Source organism: Leptospira selangorensis (assembly GCF_004769405.1).
GTDB lineage: Bacteria > Spirochaetota > Leptospiria > Leptospirales > Leptospiraceae > Leptospira_B > Leptospira_B selangorensis.
This window is the reverse complement of sequence record NZ_RQES01000019.1, coordinates 379,424-394,271: the sequence shown is the minus strand read 5'-3', so window position 1 is coordinate 394,271 and position 14,848 is coordinate 379,424. Positions and strand designations below refer to the sequence as shown.

Annotated in this window: 16 protein-coding genes; 7 read left to right on the top strand and 9 right to left on the bottom strand. The window is 40.1% G+C overall.

Features of this window, described 5'->3' with window-relative positions:
- Positions 1-3: 3 nt before the first annotated feature.
- The 5 genes from EHO58_RS16985 to EHO58_RS16965 form a co-directional block, all read right to left on the bottom strand.
- Positions 4-423, bottom strand: a complete 420-nt coding sequence (locus tag EHO58_RS16985) for a peptide chain release factor family protein (RefSeq protein WP_135680712.1) — start codon at positions 421-423, stop codon at positions 4-6.
- A gap of 1 nt (position 424) precedes the next feature.
- On the bottom strand, positions 425-856 hold the full coding sequence (locus tag EHO58_RS16980) for an acyl-CoA thioesterase (protein WP_135680711.1): 432 nt from the start codon (positions 854-856) through the stop codon (positions 425-427).
- A gap of 10 nt (positions 857-866) precedes the next feature.
- The gene (locus EHO58_RS16975; protein ID WP_135680710.1) at positions 867-1,562 is read right to left on the bottom strand and encodes an endonuclease III domain-containing protein; all 696 of its coding nucleotides are present in this window, start codon (positions 1,560-1,562) and stop codon (positions 867-869) included.
- Positions 1,519-1,794 (bottom strand): 50S ribosomal protein L28, encoded by a 276-nt coding sequence (gene rpmB, locus EHO58_RS16970; protein ID WP_135626584.1) that lies wholly within the window; start codon positions 1,792-1,794, stop codon positions 1,519-1,521. The genes EHO58_RS16975 and rpmB overlap by 44 nt, the downstream gene beginning before the upstream one ends.
- Before the next feature lie 88 nt (positions 1,795-1,882).
- Positions 1,883-2,656: an LOG family protein gene (locus EHO58_RS16965; protein WP_135680709.1), complete on the bottom strand. Its 774-nt coding sequence runs from the start codon at positions 2,654-2,656 to the stop codon at positions 1,883-1,885.
- 31 nt (positions 2,657-2,687) lie between these two features.
- Here EHO58_RS16965 and EHO58_RS16960 point away from each other — a divergent pair, with 31 nt between their 5' ends.
- Complete coding sequence (locus tag EHO58_RS16960; RefSeq protein WP_135680708.1) at positions 2,688-3,836, top strand: hypothetical protein; 1,149 nt, start codon at positions 2,688-2,690, stop codon at positions 3,834-3,836.
- Here the strand turns inward: EHO58_RS16960 and EHO58_RS16955 are convergent.
- Together EHO58_RS16955 and EHO58_RS16950 are read right to left on the bottom strand one after the other, a co-directional pair.
- Positions 3,734-4,873, bottom strand: coding sequence for an aminotransferase class I/II-fold pyridoxal phosphate-dependent enzyme (locus tag EHO58_RS16955; protein ID WP_135680707.1), 1,140 nt, complete (start codon positions 4,871-4,873; stop codon positions 3,734-3,736). The genes EHO58_RS16960 and EHO58_RS16955 overlap by 103 nt on opposite strands.
- Before the next feature lie 22 nt (positions 4,874-4,895).
- Positions 4,896-5,261 carry a hypothetical protein gene (locus EHO58_RS16950; protein ID WP_135626580.1) on the bottom strand — a complete coding sequence of 122 codons (366 nt, stop codon included), beginning with the start codon at positions 5,259-5,261 and terminating at the stop codon, positions 4,896-4,898.
- A gap of 83 nt (positions 5,262-5,344) precedes the next feature.
- On the opposite strand from EHO58_RS16950, the gene EHO58_RS16945 reads away from it, so the two are divergent.
- The 4 genes from EHO58_RS16945 (at position 5,345) to EHO58_RS16930 (ending at position 9,930) form a co-directional block, all read left to right on the top strand.
- Complete coding sequence (locus EHO58_RS16945; protein WP_135626579.1) at positions 5,345-7,108, top strand: phospho-sugar mutase; 1,764 nt, start codon at positions 5,345-5,347, stop codon at positions 7,106-7,108.
- The gene (locus EHO58_RS16940; RefSeq protein WP_135680706.1) at positions 7,105-8,319 is read left to right on the top strand and encodes an aspartate aminotransferase family protein; all 1,215 of its coding nucleotides are present in this window, start codon (positions 7,105-7,107) and stop codon (positions 8,317-8,319) included. The genes EHO58_RS16945 and EHO58_RS16940 overlap by 4 nt, the downstream gene beginning before the upstream one ends.
- A 19-nt stretch (positions 8,320-8,338) precedes the next feature.
- Complete coding sequence (gene leuB, locus EHO58_RS16935) at positions 8,339-9,415, top strand: 3-isopropylmalate dehydrogenase (protein ID WP_135626577.1); 1,077 nt, start codon at positions 8,339-8,341, stop codon at positions 9,413-9,415.
- A 107-nt stretch (positions 9,416-9,522) separates the two neighbouring features.
- On the top strand, positions 9,523-9,930 hold the full coding sequence (locus EHO58_RS16930) for a response regulator (protein ID WP_100710094.1): 408 nt from the start codon (positions 9,523-9,525) through the stop codon (positions 9,928-9,930).
- A gap of 24 nt (positions 9,931-9,954) precedes the next feature.
- On the opposite strand, the gene EHO58_RS16925 is transcribed toward EHO58_RS16930, so the two are convergent.
- Entirely contained in the window at positions 9,955-10,653 is a 699-nt protein-coding gene (locus tag EHO58_RS16925; protein ID WP_135680705.1) for a purine nucleoside phosphorylase YfiH/LACC1 family protein, read from the bottom strand.
- 95 nt (positions 10,654-10,748) lie between these two features.
- Between EHO58_RS16925 and EHO58_RS16920 the strand changes: the two genes are divergently transcribed.
- Both EHO58_RS16920 and mutS read left to right on the top strand, forming a co-directional pair.
- Complete coding sequence (locus EHO58_RS16920) at positions 10,749-11,411, top strand: phosphoribosylanthranilate isomerase (protein WP_135680704.1); 663 nt, start codon at positions 10,749-10,751, stop codon at positions 11,409-11,411.
- Positions 11,380-13,938 (top strand): DNA mismatch repair protein MutS, encoded by a 2,559-nt coding sequence (gene mutS, locus EHO58_RS16915; RefSeq protein ID WP_135680703.1) that lies wholly within the window; start codon positions 11,380-11,382, stop codon positions 13,936-13,938. Before EHO58_RS16920 ends, mutS begins: the two co-directional genes overlap by 32 nt.
- A 41-nt stretch (positions 13,939-13,979) precedes the next feature.
- Here mutS and serB read toward each other — a convergent pair whose 3' ends face one another.
- Positions 13,980-14,846, bottom strand: a complete 867-nt coding sequence (gene serB / locus EHO58_RS16910; protein ID WP_135680702.1) for a phosphoserine phosphatase SerB — start codon at positions 14,844-14,846, stop codon at positions 13,980-13,982.
- Between the last annotated feature and the right edge of the window lie 2 nt (positions 14,847-14,848).

The following is a 14,848-nucleotide window of genomic DNA, read 5'->3' as shown; positions in this document are numbered from 1 at the left end:
GGTTTAATATTCTTCGCTCCAATCTTCAGACGAGGTTTTTCTTTTTAGACCTGCCAAAGTTTTGGAAGCGGCCTTCCTTTTGGCTTTTCTGGCCTTATCCGCCTTGGCCTTTCTGATCTTTGCAAGTTTAGGATCTTCTATCTTAGAAGCTTCAAAAATTTCGGCCTCTATTTTATCACATAGAAGAATTCTCGCCTTATATCTGTTTAAACCTTGGGTGCGATGAATGGAACATTTAATTTCGAGGCCAGTCTTTTTATAAAACAATCGGACAGCAGTCGAAACCTTGTTTACGTTTTGACCGCCCTTGCCTCCACTTCTTACAAAAGTTTCTTCCAAATCGGATTCTTTGATCCCAAGCTTTCGCATTCTGGAAAGAAGAAGGTTCGCTTTTTCCGGAGAGACCGGGAATAGAACGGCCATTTTATCTTTTTAAAAATTCTTCCGGATCAAATTGATTGAAATAAGGGAATGGTTTTCCGGAATCATCCAAACATACATAGGTTACCCTACAATCTATGATCTCCCTAATTTCTTTTTTCTTCTGATTTTTTGCAATGGCGGCACTTCGGATGGTGATAGAACTTTTTCCTACTTTCTCTATTTTAGAAAAAATTTGAATGATCTCACCAAGTAATCCTGGGCTTTTGAAGATAACATTATCCATTGTCACTGTAACAAGATTAGAATATCCAATTTTTTCAATGACGAACATTGCACAACCTTCGTCAATCCATGCAAGCATTTGTCCTCCAAATAGGAAACCATGTTGGTTTAAGTCTCTAGACATGACTATATGTTGAGTGCTTAATTCCATTCCTTGGATTTTTTCATCTAAAAATACTTCTGAGTTCATTTTGACCTCTTTAATCTTTTGGTGAAGTGGAAGAAGGACATTCTTTTCTGAGAATACATGTTTCGCAGAATGTTTTATGCGCCTTACAATATTTTCTTCCTAAAAATATAAAATACAAGGACAGATCCATCCAGTATTCAGGTTGAATATTTTGCATCAGATCCCTTTCCACTTTTACAGGATCTGTTTGTTTAGTAAGACCTAATTTTTTAGAGATTCTTTTAACATGAGTATCTACCACGAATCCTTCGGATATATGATGGATCTCATTTAATACAACGTTTGCCGTTTTTCTTCCTATACCCGGAAGTTTGATCAGCTCTTTGATACTCTTTGGCAATTTGCCATCGTATTCATTTAGAAGAAGGTTCGCAAAACCGGAAACTGACTTTGCTTTATTCTTATAAAAACCTGTAGAATAAATTAACTTTTCTATCTTCTTTAAAGGTGCAGAAGCAAGAGATTCCAATGTTGGAAGCTCTTTGAAAAGAATAGGAGTAACCTGGTTGACTCTTTCGTCAGTACACTGAGCGGAAAGAATTACCGAGATCGCAAATTCGTAGTCTTTGGAATATTGGAGAGGAGAATTTACGTCCCCGAATTCCTTCCTGAGAAGGAAGTAAATTCGAGAAACATATACCTGGGACGGGGAAAAAGAAGGACTAGATTGCCTTTTTTTGGATTCCGACGTGCTTTTTGGGCGCAAGTGCTTTTAGTGATTCGCCGTTATCTTTGATCGCAGCTTTGATCCCTTTCTTTTTAAGGGTTCTTAAAGCACGAGTAGAGATACGAACGGTTACCCAACGATTCTCATCTTCTAAGAAGATACGTTTTTTGATTAGGTTGATTTTCCAGGTTCTACGGGTTTTAAGGTGCGAGTGGGAAACATTGTTTCCTGAAATCGTTCCTTTCCCTGTCACAACACATTTTCTGGCCATACTGCGACCATAGTTTTCGCACTGGTAGTTATGTCAAGGAATCCAAAAAGATTCGGGAAAAATCCTAAAATTTCTCCCTTTTTAAAGCTTAATCCGAATCTAATGGGACCTTCTTCTTTAATGTTTCTAGGACATCTTCAGGAGTATCACAATACGTGATCAGGTCCAAATCCTCAGGATCGATAAGTCCGTATTCTTTCATATTTTCTAAATGGAATATATCATTCCAGAACTTTGTCCCATACAAGATCACAGGGATTTTGCGGTTGTTTCTGCCTGTTTGGATCAGGGTCAAGGTCTCGAATAACTCATCCACAGTTCCGAACCCACCAGGGAAAGCTACTACCCCCATAGACAATCTCAAAAACCAAAGTTTTCTCATGAAAAAATAATGAAATTCAACACTCACTTCCGGATCCACATAAGGATTCACGAATTGTTCAAAAGGAAGTCTGATATTCAGACCGAGGCTTGGACCACCTGCTTCTTTGGCTCCTCGGTTGGCGGCCTCCATAATACCAGGTCCACCGCCCGTGCAGACGGCCATTCTTCTCGTATCTTTTGAAATTTCTTTTCCCCAAGAAGTGATGAGACTTGCGGTTTTTCTGGCGGCCTCATAATAAACGGACATCTCTTTTTGTTTTTGGAATAATTTCTTTTCTGATTCGGAGAGATCTTTGGTTTCTTTCTCTCTACATTCTTCCGGACTTAAAATCCGAGCGGATCCGAATAAACAAATAGTATCCTGGATCTTTCCTTCTCTAAAAAGGGATTGAGGATAATCAATCTCCGCAAGGACCCTTAGATGGAACGCATCTATGGATTTTAAAAACTCTTCATGTTCTAAGGACGTTCTTCCCATATTTCTTTCCTTTTTTTAGGGGAAGTTAGGCTTGCCTTTCCCAACTCTATCTACTAACCTATCTCCAAGAATGATCGGACTAAGAAGTTTAAAAGAAAAAATTTTCTCCTGGTTTCGGTCTTTATTTTTCCACCTTACCATCAAATGGGAAGCGGGAAAGATCAGACTCCAAAAAAGACTGGATCCTTACGTTACATCAGAGTCTCATTCTAATAATTTTCGCAATTTAAACGGAAAGGAATCCGCCACGACCGAAGACTGGTCCCAGAACCTGCCTCCCTTCTCCTTTACCGAAACGGAAACCGAGGAAATTTTTCCAAACGCAAAAAGAAAATTCCACAGGATCCGAAAACATAAGGTTTCTCTTTGGTCCTTATTCTTTTTTCTTCCTTGGAAAACCAAAATCCAAGAATCAGAACCTTCTTTCAGAGCATTTCATCCTGGAGAAAATTTATTCCAAAAAGAGCCAAAGAAGAAGGTCCGCAAAAACGAAAATTTCCATCTACGGAACAAACCATATTTTTGGGAAGTTTGGTTTCCTCAAACAAGCACTCTTACACTTTCTCCATTCGTAATTTGGGAGACCTCGGTTCCTTCTGATCTGTTCCAAGATTGTTTGCCTGAATCCGTTCTTCCAGTGGGAGAACCTGGAAAATGGAAAGTACGTATCCAATCCATGAGAGTTCTTTCCCACCAAATAGGAAATTTATACGAGGATACTTATCCAAGTCCAAATAGAGTATATAGAACGGAAGTCTGGGTTTATGGACATACGAAAGAACAAGAGATAGATCCGGAACGACCTATGCTATTTCCTCTTGGAGTTTGGATCTCGCCTGACCTATTAAAAGAAGAAGATCCCAGACTCAGACAGGGATTATCTTTCCGAACCGGCGAGACTTATTGGAAAATCCAAGGAGAAAACTTAAAAATCGGGATCAGAGGTTTAGAATGGACTTGGAAACCTGCCAAAGAAAATTCCAATTTCGAAAGTATATTAGAAAGCCCTCATGTATTTTTAGGAAAATCCTATTTTACATTGGAGTCTGAAACTTTTATTAGGGATAGACAAATCGCTTATTTATTCAAAAGAGCGATTAGTTCCGATCCTAAATTGCTCCAACGTGCAAGGCCTAAACGAAATCTTTCTTCTGTTTCTCCGAATCCTAACCGGATATAACCTTCCGTTTCAAAATCAGCGGAAGGTAAAACAAATACCCCTGCTTTTTCATATAGAAAATCTGCGAATTTTTTAGAATCCAAACCTGATTGCAATTTTGCGAAACCGACCACCCCACCTCTCGGTTCTTTAAAACTTGTAATACCTGGGAGTTCGCCTTCGACTGCATGGGCGAAGGTTTGTATATTTCCGCGCAATGTTTCCATTATCTTACTTTGCAGTGTTTTACGATTCTGCAAAAGTTTTAAGGTTAGAAATTCAGAAATGGGAGAAACAGTATGAGTCAGATAATCCTTCATGGATCTTGCTTGTCCGATCCATTCCTTAGGACCGATCAACCAACCGATTCTAAGTCCCATCACGCCGAAACATTTTGTGATAGAACCGGTAGAGACTGAATTTTCACAAAGTCCAAAACCGCTCCAACCTAAGTCCTCTTCTTCTGAAAGAAATCTATAATGTTCATCGAATAAGATCCAGTTCGGAAAATTTGCAGAAAGTTTTTGGAGTTCTTTTTTATCTTCTTCTTCGGCGATGATTCCGGTTGGATTATGAGGATGATTGAATACGATTAGCTGAGGAGAATTTTGAAATAGTTTGTTTAGATTCTCTTTTCCAAATCCTAATTCTTTACCTTCTAATCTTGGCAGAAGGTCTACTTTTTGTAAATTGGCACCTAGAGATCTCGGAACTTCATACAATGCTTGGAATGCCGGCCAGAATAAGGAGGTAATATCTCCTTTTTGCAAAAGTAAATGAAATGCGATGAATAGAGCTTCTCCCGTTCCGGTAGTTACCAGGACCTGATCGGGAGAAACATTCGTATAAAGTTTTGAAATTTCTTCCCTTAGGTCTTTTCTTCCTGAGTTGGGAGAATCCGCCAAGGAAAGTTTTCCGAGCTCCCTTAAATCTAAATTTAGATATTCTGCAAGCTGGTCCAGGTCCAGATTCCTGATTCCACTTTCTCCCAGATTGCAGGGAGCTTCCGTCCTAAATTTTTCCAGACGATCTTCTATGAAAAATTCTCTTAAACCCATGCCCGGATCATGGTTTAATCATTCAGGAAAGAAGCAATGCAAAAGCTCCGAAAAAGGAGAGTAAAAATAGACCGAGTAATATCCAACCAAGACCGCTTAGGAAAAATTTCAGGTCCTTAAGAGCAAATAAGATCTGCTCCGGGTCCTTCTCTTCTAAGACCAAGGATTTACGGAAAGAAAGTGAAGCCCCATAACCCAAAATCCCCAAGATAAAAAATAAAACCGCAGACACAGCTTGGATTACAATCTTCCCAGGGGTCTCTTTCAAAAAGGCACCGAAGGTTAAAATTCCGGAAAGTAAAAATAGAAGGAAGGAAATATTCCTCAATACCGCTCTAAGTGAGTCCAGTTCCCTATGTTGTTCTCGGGAAATTTCATTAGATTCCATACTTATAGAATCGGCGAAAAAACGTCTTGAACCAGGAAGAACTAGATTTTTTATTCCAAGTATAGGGTGAACTAGAGAAATATATGAGCACAGAATCCCACATAGAATCCTGGACCAAATCCCCGTTTTCCCCCCAGGTACAAAAAGAAGCGAAAGACATCCTGGAAAGATACAAAAAGGGAGAAACCGGCCTAGAGATCGAAGCTTTTACAGTACCCTTAGAATTCGGGACCGGAGGAATGAGGGGAAGAATAGGAAACGGCATCGGTAGAATGAATGAATTCACCGTCGGAAAAGCTGCCCTAGGTTTTTCCAGATACCTGGTCCAAAAATCCAAAAAACCGATCTTGGTAATCGCTTACGATTCCAGAAGAAGGTCCAGAGAATTTGCAGAGGTCACCGCAGGTGTGGCCGCATCATTCGGTATCAAGGTAATCTTGTTTTCTGAAGTAGCTCCTACTCCTTTACTCTCTTATGCAGTTCGTTATTATAAGGCAACTGGTGGTGTTGTCCTAACCGCATCTCATAACCCACCTGAGTACAATGGATTCAAGGCTTATCTTTCTAAAGGAGAACAACTCGCTCCCCCTGATGATAAAAAGATCATCTCCTTGATCGACAAGGTGCAAGATTGGAATGAGATCCCATTTCTTTCTTCTAAGGATACAAAATATAAGAAGTTGGTGCAGAAGGCAGGAGAAGATTGTTTCTCTTCTTATCTAAAAGCACTTAAAAAATCCGGGATCGTATCTTCTAAGGTTACTCCTAAAGAAAGATCCCAAACCAAATTAGTATATTCTCCACTCCATGGAACCGGCGGAAAATATATGAAGAAGCTACTACAAGACTTCGGATATAAAAACGTTACTCTGGTTCCCGAACAAAAAGATCCTGATGGAGAATTTCCTACAGTCAAATTCCCGAATCCGGAAGAGCCCGAAGCTCTGGAAATGAGTAGGAAACTTTCCGAAAAAATAGGAGCTCATGCATTTATTGCAACTGACCCTGATGCGGACAGACTTGGAATTGGGGTCAAAAATCCGAAAGGTGGATACGCACTTCTAAACGGAAATCAGATCGGTTCCATTTTAGCTGCGTACTTAGCGGAGAAGGTTGGATCTAAACCTAAAAAAGGTAAAAAACCTGTTCTTGTAAAAACTGTAGTAACCACTGATTTGCAAGCGGAGATCGCAAAGAAAAACAAGATCGCCCTTAAGAATGTTCTAACAGGTTTCAAGTTTATCGCAGAAGTAATGGGAAAATTGGATAAAAGTAAAACCCAGTATTTCCTATTCGGAGGGGAAGAATCCTACGGGTATCTTCCAGTAGATTTTGTAAGAGATAAGGACAGTTTATCTTCCGCACTTTTACTCATGGAAGTCCTTTCCGAAAAAAAAGACCTTCTATCTTATATGGATGATGTCTATCTAAAGTATGGATTGTATCAGGAAAGTCTAAAGTCTTTGACCTTAGAGGGACTTGCGGGTAAAAAGAAAATCCAGGATTCACTCCAGTCTTTGAGAGATAACGATCTGATCGGAAAATCCATTGGCAAAAGAAAGGTTACCGGCTTTTTAGATTTTAAGAACAAGATCGCAAAAGGAAGCGCTTCTAAATCCGCGTTTTCTGGTCTTCCTTCTTCCGATGTGATCCAGTTAGAGTTAGAAGATCAGGCAAAGCTGACCATCCGTCCCTCTGGGACTGAACCTAAGATCAAAATATATTCTTCTTTCAAAAGTAGGACTTCTCCTAAGACCAAAACTGAGATCCCAAAACTCACTGAAAGTTTATTAGAAGAATTGAAAGAAACAGAGTCCTTATTTTTACAATTGGCGGGTTTATCATGAACGAAACTGCATCAGATTTTCAAACTACAAAAGAACTTACAGACAAGTATCTTCTAGACTTATTCAATCGTTACCCTGTAGCATTCCGTTACGGAGTGAACGAATTATTATTCGATCAAAACAATAAACAGTACATAGACTTTTTGGCGGGTGTTGCTGTTACAAATCTGGGTCATAGCGATCCTGATATTATTGAAGCCATCCGTAACCAAATAGACAAACTGATGCATACTTCCAATTGGTTCTATTCGGAAGAAGCGTCTCGTTTGGCAGAACTTCTTATCCTGAATACCTTTCCTGGAAAAGTATTCTTATGTAATTCCGGAACCGAAGCGATTGAGGCTGCGTTTAAACTTGCGAGAGCATACGCAGAACAAAAGCAGATCCATGATCCGATTATCATTTCTCTCCAAAAAAGTTTTCATGGAAGGTCCGTTTCCGGAATCAGCTTAACCGGTCAGAAAAAACTTCATACAGGTTTCGGAAAACTTCTGGATGGGATCGAATTCGTTACTCCAAACAACGAAGAAGAACTTGTAGAAGCTTTCGAAAGATTTGCAGGAAGAGTCGTAGCATTCATTGCGGAACCGATCTTAGGAGAAAGCGGGATCATTCCACTATCTCATGGATACATGAACCTAGTCAGAGAATTGACCTTGGAAAACGAGGCACTTCTTATCTTAGATGAGATCCAAACCGGTTTCGGAAGAACAGGGACCATGTTTGCATTCGAAACTTACGGATTTTCTCCTGATGTAATGGCTCTAGCAAAAGGACTTGGCTCTGGATTTCCAATCGGAGCATTAGTAGTTGCTGAAAAATACGAAAAAGTTTTAGCAAAAGGAACTCATGGAACAACTTACGGTGGAAATCATTTGGCTGCTGCAATTGCGTATGAAACGATACGGATCATTCAAACTAGAGACGTTCTTGCAAACGTTAACTCTTGCGCAGAGATCGCATTCAGTCGTTTGAATCAAATGAAACAAAAGAATAAGATCATAAAAGAGATCAGAGGAAAGGGTCTTCATATCGGAGTGGAATTGACCGTTCCATCAAGACCTATCGCAGAACTCTGTTTGGAAAAAGGACTGATCGTAAATGCAACAGGAGACACTGTAATTCGTATCATGCCTCCACTTACTATCTCAACACAATATTTGAATGAAGGATTGGATATTCTTGAATCCGTCCTAGACGCACAGAAATAAAAAGGAAAACAACAGCTCTATGAAAAAAGTAGCCGTATTAGCAGGGGACGGAATCGGCCCCGAGGTCATGAAAGTGGCCCTCTCCGTTCTTAAAAAAGCGCTCGGCTCCAAAGCCTCTGACTTCCAATTTACGGAAGCTCTTGTAGGAGGAATTGCCATCGATAAAACCGGAGGACCTCTTCCTCCGGAAACATTAAAACTTTGTGAAGAATCAGATGCTATCCTATTCGGATCTGTTGGAGGTCCCAAGTGGGAATCTCTTCCTCCAGAAAAACAACCGGAAAGAGGTGCACTTCTTCCTTTGCGTAAACATTTTGATCTATTCGCAAATTTACGACCTGCGATCATCTATCCTGAACTTAGAAATGCTTCTCCTATCAAACCTGAAATTATCGGAGAAGGTTTGGATATACTGATTCTAAGAGAATTAACCTCCGGGATCTATTTTGGTCAGCCAAAAGGTAGAGAAGGAAACGGAGCGGAAGAATTCGCTTATGACACAATGAGATATTCTCGCAGAGAGATCGAAAGAGCAGCAAGAGTTGCCTTCGAAGCGGCGAGAAAAAGAAATAATAAGGTCACAAGCATCGATAAGGCGAACGTATTAACCACTTCCGTTTTCTGGAAAGAAGTGGTGATAGATCTGCACAAAAGAGAATTTTCCGACGTCCAATTATCCCATCTTTACGTGGACAATGCGGCGATGCAGTTGATCGTAAATCCGAAACAATTCGACGTGATCCTTTGCGAGAATATGTTCGGGGATATTCTTTCCGACGAGGCCTCTATCATTACAGGTTCCATCGGGATGCTTCCTTCTGCTTCCCTTTCAGAATCCGGTTTCGGTTTATATGAACCTTCCGGCGGATCCGCTCCGGATATCGCAGGCAAAGGAATTGCAAACCCGATCGCCCAAATTTTGAGTGCCGCACTACTTTTACGTTATTCTTTCTCTATGGAAGAAGAAGCACAAAAGATAGAAACTGCGGTCCGTAAAGTGATTTCCGCAGGAAAACGTACCAGAGATATCGCCGAGAAAGGCGCCGAAATTTTGGGAACGGAAGAAATCGGAATAGAAATTGAGAAGGTTTTATAAAGCCTGGAATTGATTCGATGCTTGGAAATTTCATATTTTTACGTATATAAATACTGAAAGTATGAAACTTTCTGGAAATTTCTTGAATTAACGGGGACGGTGACTGGATGAAAGGCGGAGTAGCTCCATCAGGAAGACCTTATCAGGTAATCATTGCGGAAAATTCTAAATTCCAAGCCAAACAATTGGCTCAGATCCTGGAATCCGAAGGTTACGAAGTGGTCGGTTTTGCGGAATCGGGCAAAGAGCTCCTAAACATGTACAAGGACAACCGAAAGGTGGATCTGATTACATTAGACCTTCACCTCCCTGTGATAGACGGTTTTGCTGCCTTTCACGAAATGAAAGAAATGGGAGTTCTTCCTAGAGTTATCGTGATCACCGACGAAAACACTCCTGCAGTCATCAAGTCTCTCACGGACGACGGCATCATGGACTATCTAGTAAAACCTATCAAAAGAGAGAAGGTTTTAGAAAAAGCAAACGCTACCGTTCGCAAAACGATCAAGATCTGATCTTAAATTTTCTAATTTAGTATCTTATTCCAACCAGATACAATTTAAGTTCCTACCTGTATCTCCCCTTCTATGACTGAAAAATTTAGAATTGGGAGACATGGTACAAACACCTGCAGTTTCCAAAAAAGGTTGGATCCCTAGACTTTTAATCCTGTGAACTAAGAAGGTTTTTTGTTCCAACAGAAACTTTCCTGGCTCTTCTAATGTTTTGAGAGAGTTCGGAACTTCTTTTCTAAAAAGAGAAGCTACATCTTCCCCAACTTCGTAATGTTTGCCGGTCGCATAAGGTCCTAAATAAAAATGAACTAGTTCTGGATCTACTCCGTATCTTTTTTGCACATGTGCTAATGTCTTTTCTGTAATACCTGCAAGAGTTCCCTTCCACCCTGAGTGGATCACACCCACAAGAGCAGGTCTTCCTGTCCAAAAGAAAATCGGCATACAATCCGCGGTTTTTACGACTAGGATCTTTTTAGGTTCAGTAGTGAATAAAGCATCCCCTATCGGAATTTCGGAGCCAGGAGATCCGTTTGCTTCCAGGATAGTAGTTCCATGTTCCTGGCTCATAAAAAATACTTCGGCGCCAGCAACTCCGGAGGCTTGCAGAACCCTTTCTCGGATAAAATTAGGATCGTTCGGATCTCCGGAAGCTTCTTTGTTTCCCAGTATCAAAAGCCTGAGGCTTCTTTTGTCTTCTAGAAAAAATCTATGATCGATCATACTTGACTTGGGGAAGTCCTGGTCTTGTATAGAAAAGAGAGGAAATATTTCGAGCCAGAAACGGAATCGAAAAACAGTCCCGGTAAAAAAATCCCATGTCCCAAACCCCTAAAGTAAAAATCTGCGGAATACGAAAAGTAGACGATCTGAAAGTCTGCGTGGAAGAAGGAGCCGACCTGATCGGGATCAATTTTGTTTCTTCCAGCCCAAGACTTGTTTCACCAAAAGAAGCCGAAATCCTTATCACCTACTTGTATACTTCTGTTCCTTCTTTTTTACGCCCGAAAATCGTATTCCTTTTTTATAAATCTTCAACCCAATATATAGAAACACTTCTAAAAAATTTGCAACACGACTATGTCCAATACGTTAGCGACGACTCTTTGGCTCCGGGGGAAACTTCTCCACTCTATCAAACCAAGGATTCTAGGATAATTTCCTACCGTGTTAAAGGAAATGTGAATGATGACTCCTTACATTTCCTAACTTCAGATTTATTGATATTAGATAGTTATAAATCGGACGCGGGAGGAGGAACTGGGGAAAGTTTTCCTTGGGACCAAGTCTCCGAAGTTCGTAGACCTTATCTACTCGCAGGCGGCTTAACTCCGGAGAATGTTGCAAAGGCACTTTCTCAAACGAAGGCCTACGGAGTGGATGTGGCAAGCGGTGTGGAATCTTCTCCAGGAAATAAAGACCAGGAACTCATTCGGAATTTTATCAGAAATGCAAAACAATTCTCTTACAATGGAAACTAATTCTCCTGATCTGACGGAAGCTTTGGATACTCCTATGATGAGGCAGTATCTAGAGATCAAGGCCAAGTTCCCCGATTCCATTCTATTCTTTAGAATGGGAGATTTTTATGAGATGTTTTTGGAAGATGCAAAAATTGCCTCGGCAATCTTAGACATCGCACTTACTAAAAGACAAAACTCAGTTCCAATGTGTGGGATCCCATTTCATAGTAAGGACGGATATATTTCCAGACTACTAACTGCCGGAAAAAAAATCGCAGTTTGCGAACAGTCCAGACCGGAAGACGGAAATACAAAATTGATGACCAGGGATGTGGTGAGGATCATCACTCCCGGAACGGTAATCGAAGAACATTTACTTTCCGGTTTCCAAAACAATTATCTATGTGTATTGGTTCCTAAAGCCGCTTTAATCTTCGTAGGAATGGCAGATGTTTCTACTGGAGAAGTTTTACATTTTGCAGTTCCTATCTCCAGGACCCATGTATTAGAATCAGAATTTGTAAAATTTAAACCGAGCGAGATTTGTGTATTCTCCCAAGATTTAGAAAGGATCAGGACCTGGCAGAATTTCGGAGAAAGAGAATTAACCGTTTTGGATGCGACTAAAATCGGATCAGAAAATTCTAATGATCCATTCCAAACGGTAACAAGAACATTAGAATATTATATTAGAGAAAATTACAGGGACGGGACTCTTACCTTAAGAGAACCTCGTATCTTACAAACTGGTTCTTATTTGGAGATGGATAGAGAAACCATCTTAAACCTGGAACTGATCGAAAATGAAAAAGAGGACAAGGGTCATACCCTATTTTCAGTCCTGAATTTTTGTAGCACTGCCAAAGGAAAAAGAGTTCTAAAACAAAGGATCTTATTTCCGGAAACAGATCCTGCCATCCTAAAATCCAGATGGGAAAAACAGGATATCATCAAAAAGATCCCACTTGCCCATTTAACTCAGGCTCTCAAAGACCTGGGAGATCTGGAAAGGATCCTGGGCAGATTTAGAGGAAACAAAGCCTATCCTAGAGATTTTAAAACCATTCTTTCTTCCATCCAAACCTTGGATTCTCTTATTGCTCTACTTTCTCCACTTGGATATCCTATTTCTAAACCGGACAAATTGGATCAGCTTAAGGATTATATTGAAGGAAGGATCCATACGGAAGAACTTCCCGTTATATTAGGAAACGGTAAATTTCTGAAAGACGGTTTTGATAAAAACCTGGATCGAGCCAGAGAAGCCGGATCCAAAGGTGCAGATTGGATCTTAGAATTAGAAACGGAAGAAAAAAAGAAAACTGGTCTTTCTACTCTCAAGATCAAATACAATAAGATCGTTGGTTATTTTATAGAGATTTCCAGAGCACAAGCAGAGCAGGCTCCTAAAGAATATCTTAAAAAACAAACTCTGGTTACTTCCGAAAGATTTACCACTGCAAGACTAGAAGAAATAGAAAGAACTATTTTAGAAGCGGATGAGATCATCCAAAAAGTGGAGAAGGCAGAATTCGAAAAGATGGTCCAAGCAGTTTTGGAATACTCTTCCGAACTTCTACTTGTCTCTGAAGAATTCGGAGATTTGGACTTCCAAATCTCTCTCTTAAAAGCAGAGGAAAAATTCGGCTGGATACGCCCTGAACTAAGTGAAGATTCCAATTTGGAAATGAAATCTTCCAGGCACCCTGTTGTAGAAGCAAGTCTTCCAGTAGGAGCGAAATTCACTCCGAATGATGTAGGTTTGGATGGGAAAGAAAATTCGATCGCTATCCTAACTGGTCCGAATATGGCCGGTAAGTCCACATTCATGAGGCAGATCGCGATCAACCAGATCCTTTTCCAGATCGGTGGAAGTGTAGCCGCTGAAGCTGCAAAACTTCCTATCTTAGATAAACTATTCACTCGAATCGGAGCAGGAGATAATCTGAATGCAGGAGAGTCCACATTCTACGTGGAAATGAAAGAGACTGCGAATATTCTAAAAAACTGCACTTCTCAATCTCTACTACTTTTTGACGAAGTAGGAAGAGGAACTTCTACTTACGACGGGATGAGTATTGCTTGGGCAATCTTGGAATCTCTTTCCGAAATGTATCCAAGACCAAAAACAGTCTTTGCCACCCACTACCATGAACTCACTGAACTTTCTAGGCTGCCCGGAGTTTGGAATCTTCATATGGAAACAGTGGAGAAGGATGATAAGGTAATTTTCCTAAGGAAAGTGAAACCCGGTAAGGCTAAAAAATCCTTCGGTATCTATGTGGCTCAACTCGCAGGAGTTCCTGATTCAGTTGTAAAACGTGCTGCAGAAATTCTCACAGATATGGAATCCAGGAAAAAAGAGATACGTATCCAAACCAGGGAACCTTCTCTATTCCAAGATATGAGCGCACCTAATGGAGACAGTCAATTCTGGCAAGATTTCAAAAAAGAGATCAATGATCTTCCTATCGATTCTATGACTCCTATAGAGGCTTTAAAACTTTTGGATGATTGGAAAAAAAGAGTTAGTTCAAGAGGTTAAGAGTTTTCGTCTTAGAGCTGAAATGTTGGAGTTCCTACAACTTATTCCGCAAACAAATACAGTAAAACATCCATAGAAGCAAAATCGATCCAATTGGAAATATTAACCTTCAGACCTTCTTTCGCGTGGAAACCTATGCCGATCCCGGAAGCTTCTAACATGAGTTGATCGTTTGCTCCGTCACCCACTGCTACAATATTCTCTCTTCCTATTTTGAAACGGGACTGGAGCTCCAAAAGAGAATCTCTTTTGATATTTTTATCTACAACGGTTCCGGAAACTGTTCCTAAAAGTTTATCTTCTGCTCTATCCAGATAATTTGCACGGATCTCATCAATAGAATATTCTTGTTTAAATCTTTCTAAGATATCAGTGAATCCACCGCTGAAAACCGCGGTTTTTACATTCTTATTCTTTAATCCCTGGAATAATTCAGGAACACCATGATTCGGATGTAATTTAAAGTATAATTCATCAAATACTGAAACAGGAAGATCTTTCAAATAAGAGCATCTTTTTTGTAGAGCTTCTTGGAAGTTCAGGTTTCCTTCCATTGCTTCTTTGGTGACATGCGCTACTTCTTCATATACGCCTGCGTATCTTGCAAGTTCGTCTATAACTTCTTCTTGGATCAAAGTAGAATCCATATCGAAACAAAATAATGCACCATTATTCAAAAAGGAAGAGATCTGGATCAAATCGATCTTTCGGAATCTTTGCAACTCTTGTCTCAAATAGACCAATTCTTCTCTTGGAAGTGAATGATCAGTTTCCCAAACATCACATACAAAGTTTTTGGAAACTTCGGATCTTCTTTCTATAAAGACTGGTTGTTTGAATCTCGCTGAAAGTGCTTCGGATAATCTTTGGGGATCCGAATCGTTTTTAGGACTAAAAAATAAGATCACTT

What these genes read in the sequence shown, in the direction of transcription:
- mutS (WP_135680703.1), top strand. Translation starts at nt 11,380, where the DNA reads ATGCAAAACAATTCTCTTACAATGGAAACTAATTCTCCTGATCTGACG.
- EHO58_RS16980 (WP_135680711.1), bottom strand. Translation starts at nt 856, where the DNA reads ATGAACTCAGAAGTATTTTTAGATGAAAAAATCCAAGGAATGGAATTA.
- EHO58_RS16950 (WP_135626580.1), bottom strand. Translation starts at nt 5,261, where the DNA reads ATGGAATCTAATGAAATTTCCCGAGAACAACATAGGGAACTGGACTCA.
- EHO58_RS16940 (WP_135680706.1), top strand. Translation starts at nt 7,105, where the DNA reads ATGAACGAAACTGCATCAGATTTTCAAACTACAAAAGAACTTACAGAC.
- EHO58_RS16920 (WP_135680704.1), top strand. Translation starts at nt 10,749, where the DNA reads ATGTCCCAAACCCCTAAAGTAAAAATCTGCGGAATACGAAAAGTAGAC.
- EHO58_RS16965 (WP_135680709.1), bottom strand. Translation starts at nt 2,656, where the DNA reads ATGGGAAGAACGTCCTTAGAACATGAAGAGTTTTTAAAATCCATAGAT.
- EHO58_RS16930 (WP_100710094.1), top strand. Translation starts at nt 9,523, where the DNA reads ATGAAAGGCGGAGTAGCTCCATCAGGAAGACCTTATCAGGTAATCATT.
- rpmB (WP_135626584.1), bottom strand. Translation starts at nt 1,794, where the DNA reads ATGGCCAGAAAATGTGTTGTGACAGGGAAAGGAACGATTTCAGGAAAC.
- EHO58_RS16985 (WP_135680712.1), bottom strand. Translation starts at nt 423, where the DNA reads ATGGCCGTTCTATTCCCGGTCTCTCCGGAAAAAGCGAACCTTCTTCTT.
- leuB (WP_135626577.1), top strand. Translation starts at nt 8,339, where the DNA reads ATGAAAAAAGTAGCCGTATTAGCAGGGGACGGAATCGGCCCCGAGGTC.
- EHO58_RS16955 (WP_135680707.1), bottom strand. Translation starts at nt 4,873, where the DNA reads ATGGGTTTAAGAGAATTTTTCATAGAAGATCGTCTGGAAAAATTTAGG.
- EHO58_RS16925 (WP_135680705.1), bottom strand. Translation starts at nt 10,653, where the DNA reads ATGATCGATCATAGATTTTTTCTAGAAGACAAAAGAAGCCTCAGGCTT.
- EHO58_RS16945 (WP_135626579.1), top strand. Translation starts at nt 5,345, where the DNA reads ATGAGCACAGAATCCCACATAGAATCCTGGACCAAATCCCCGTTTTCC.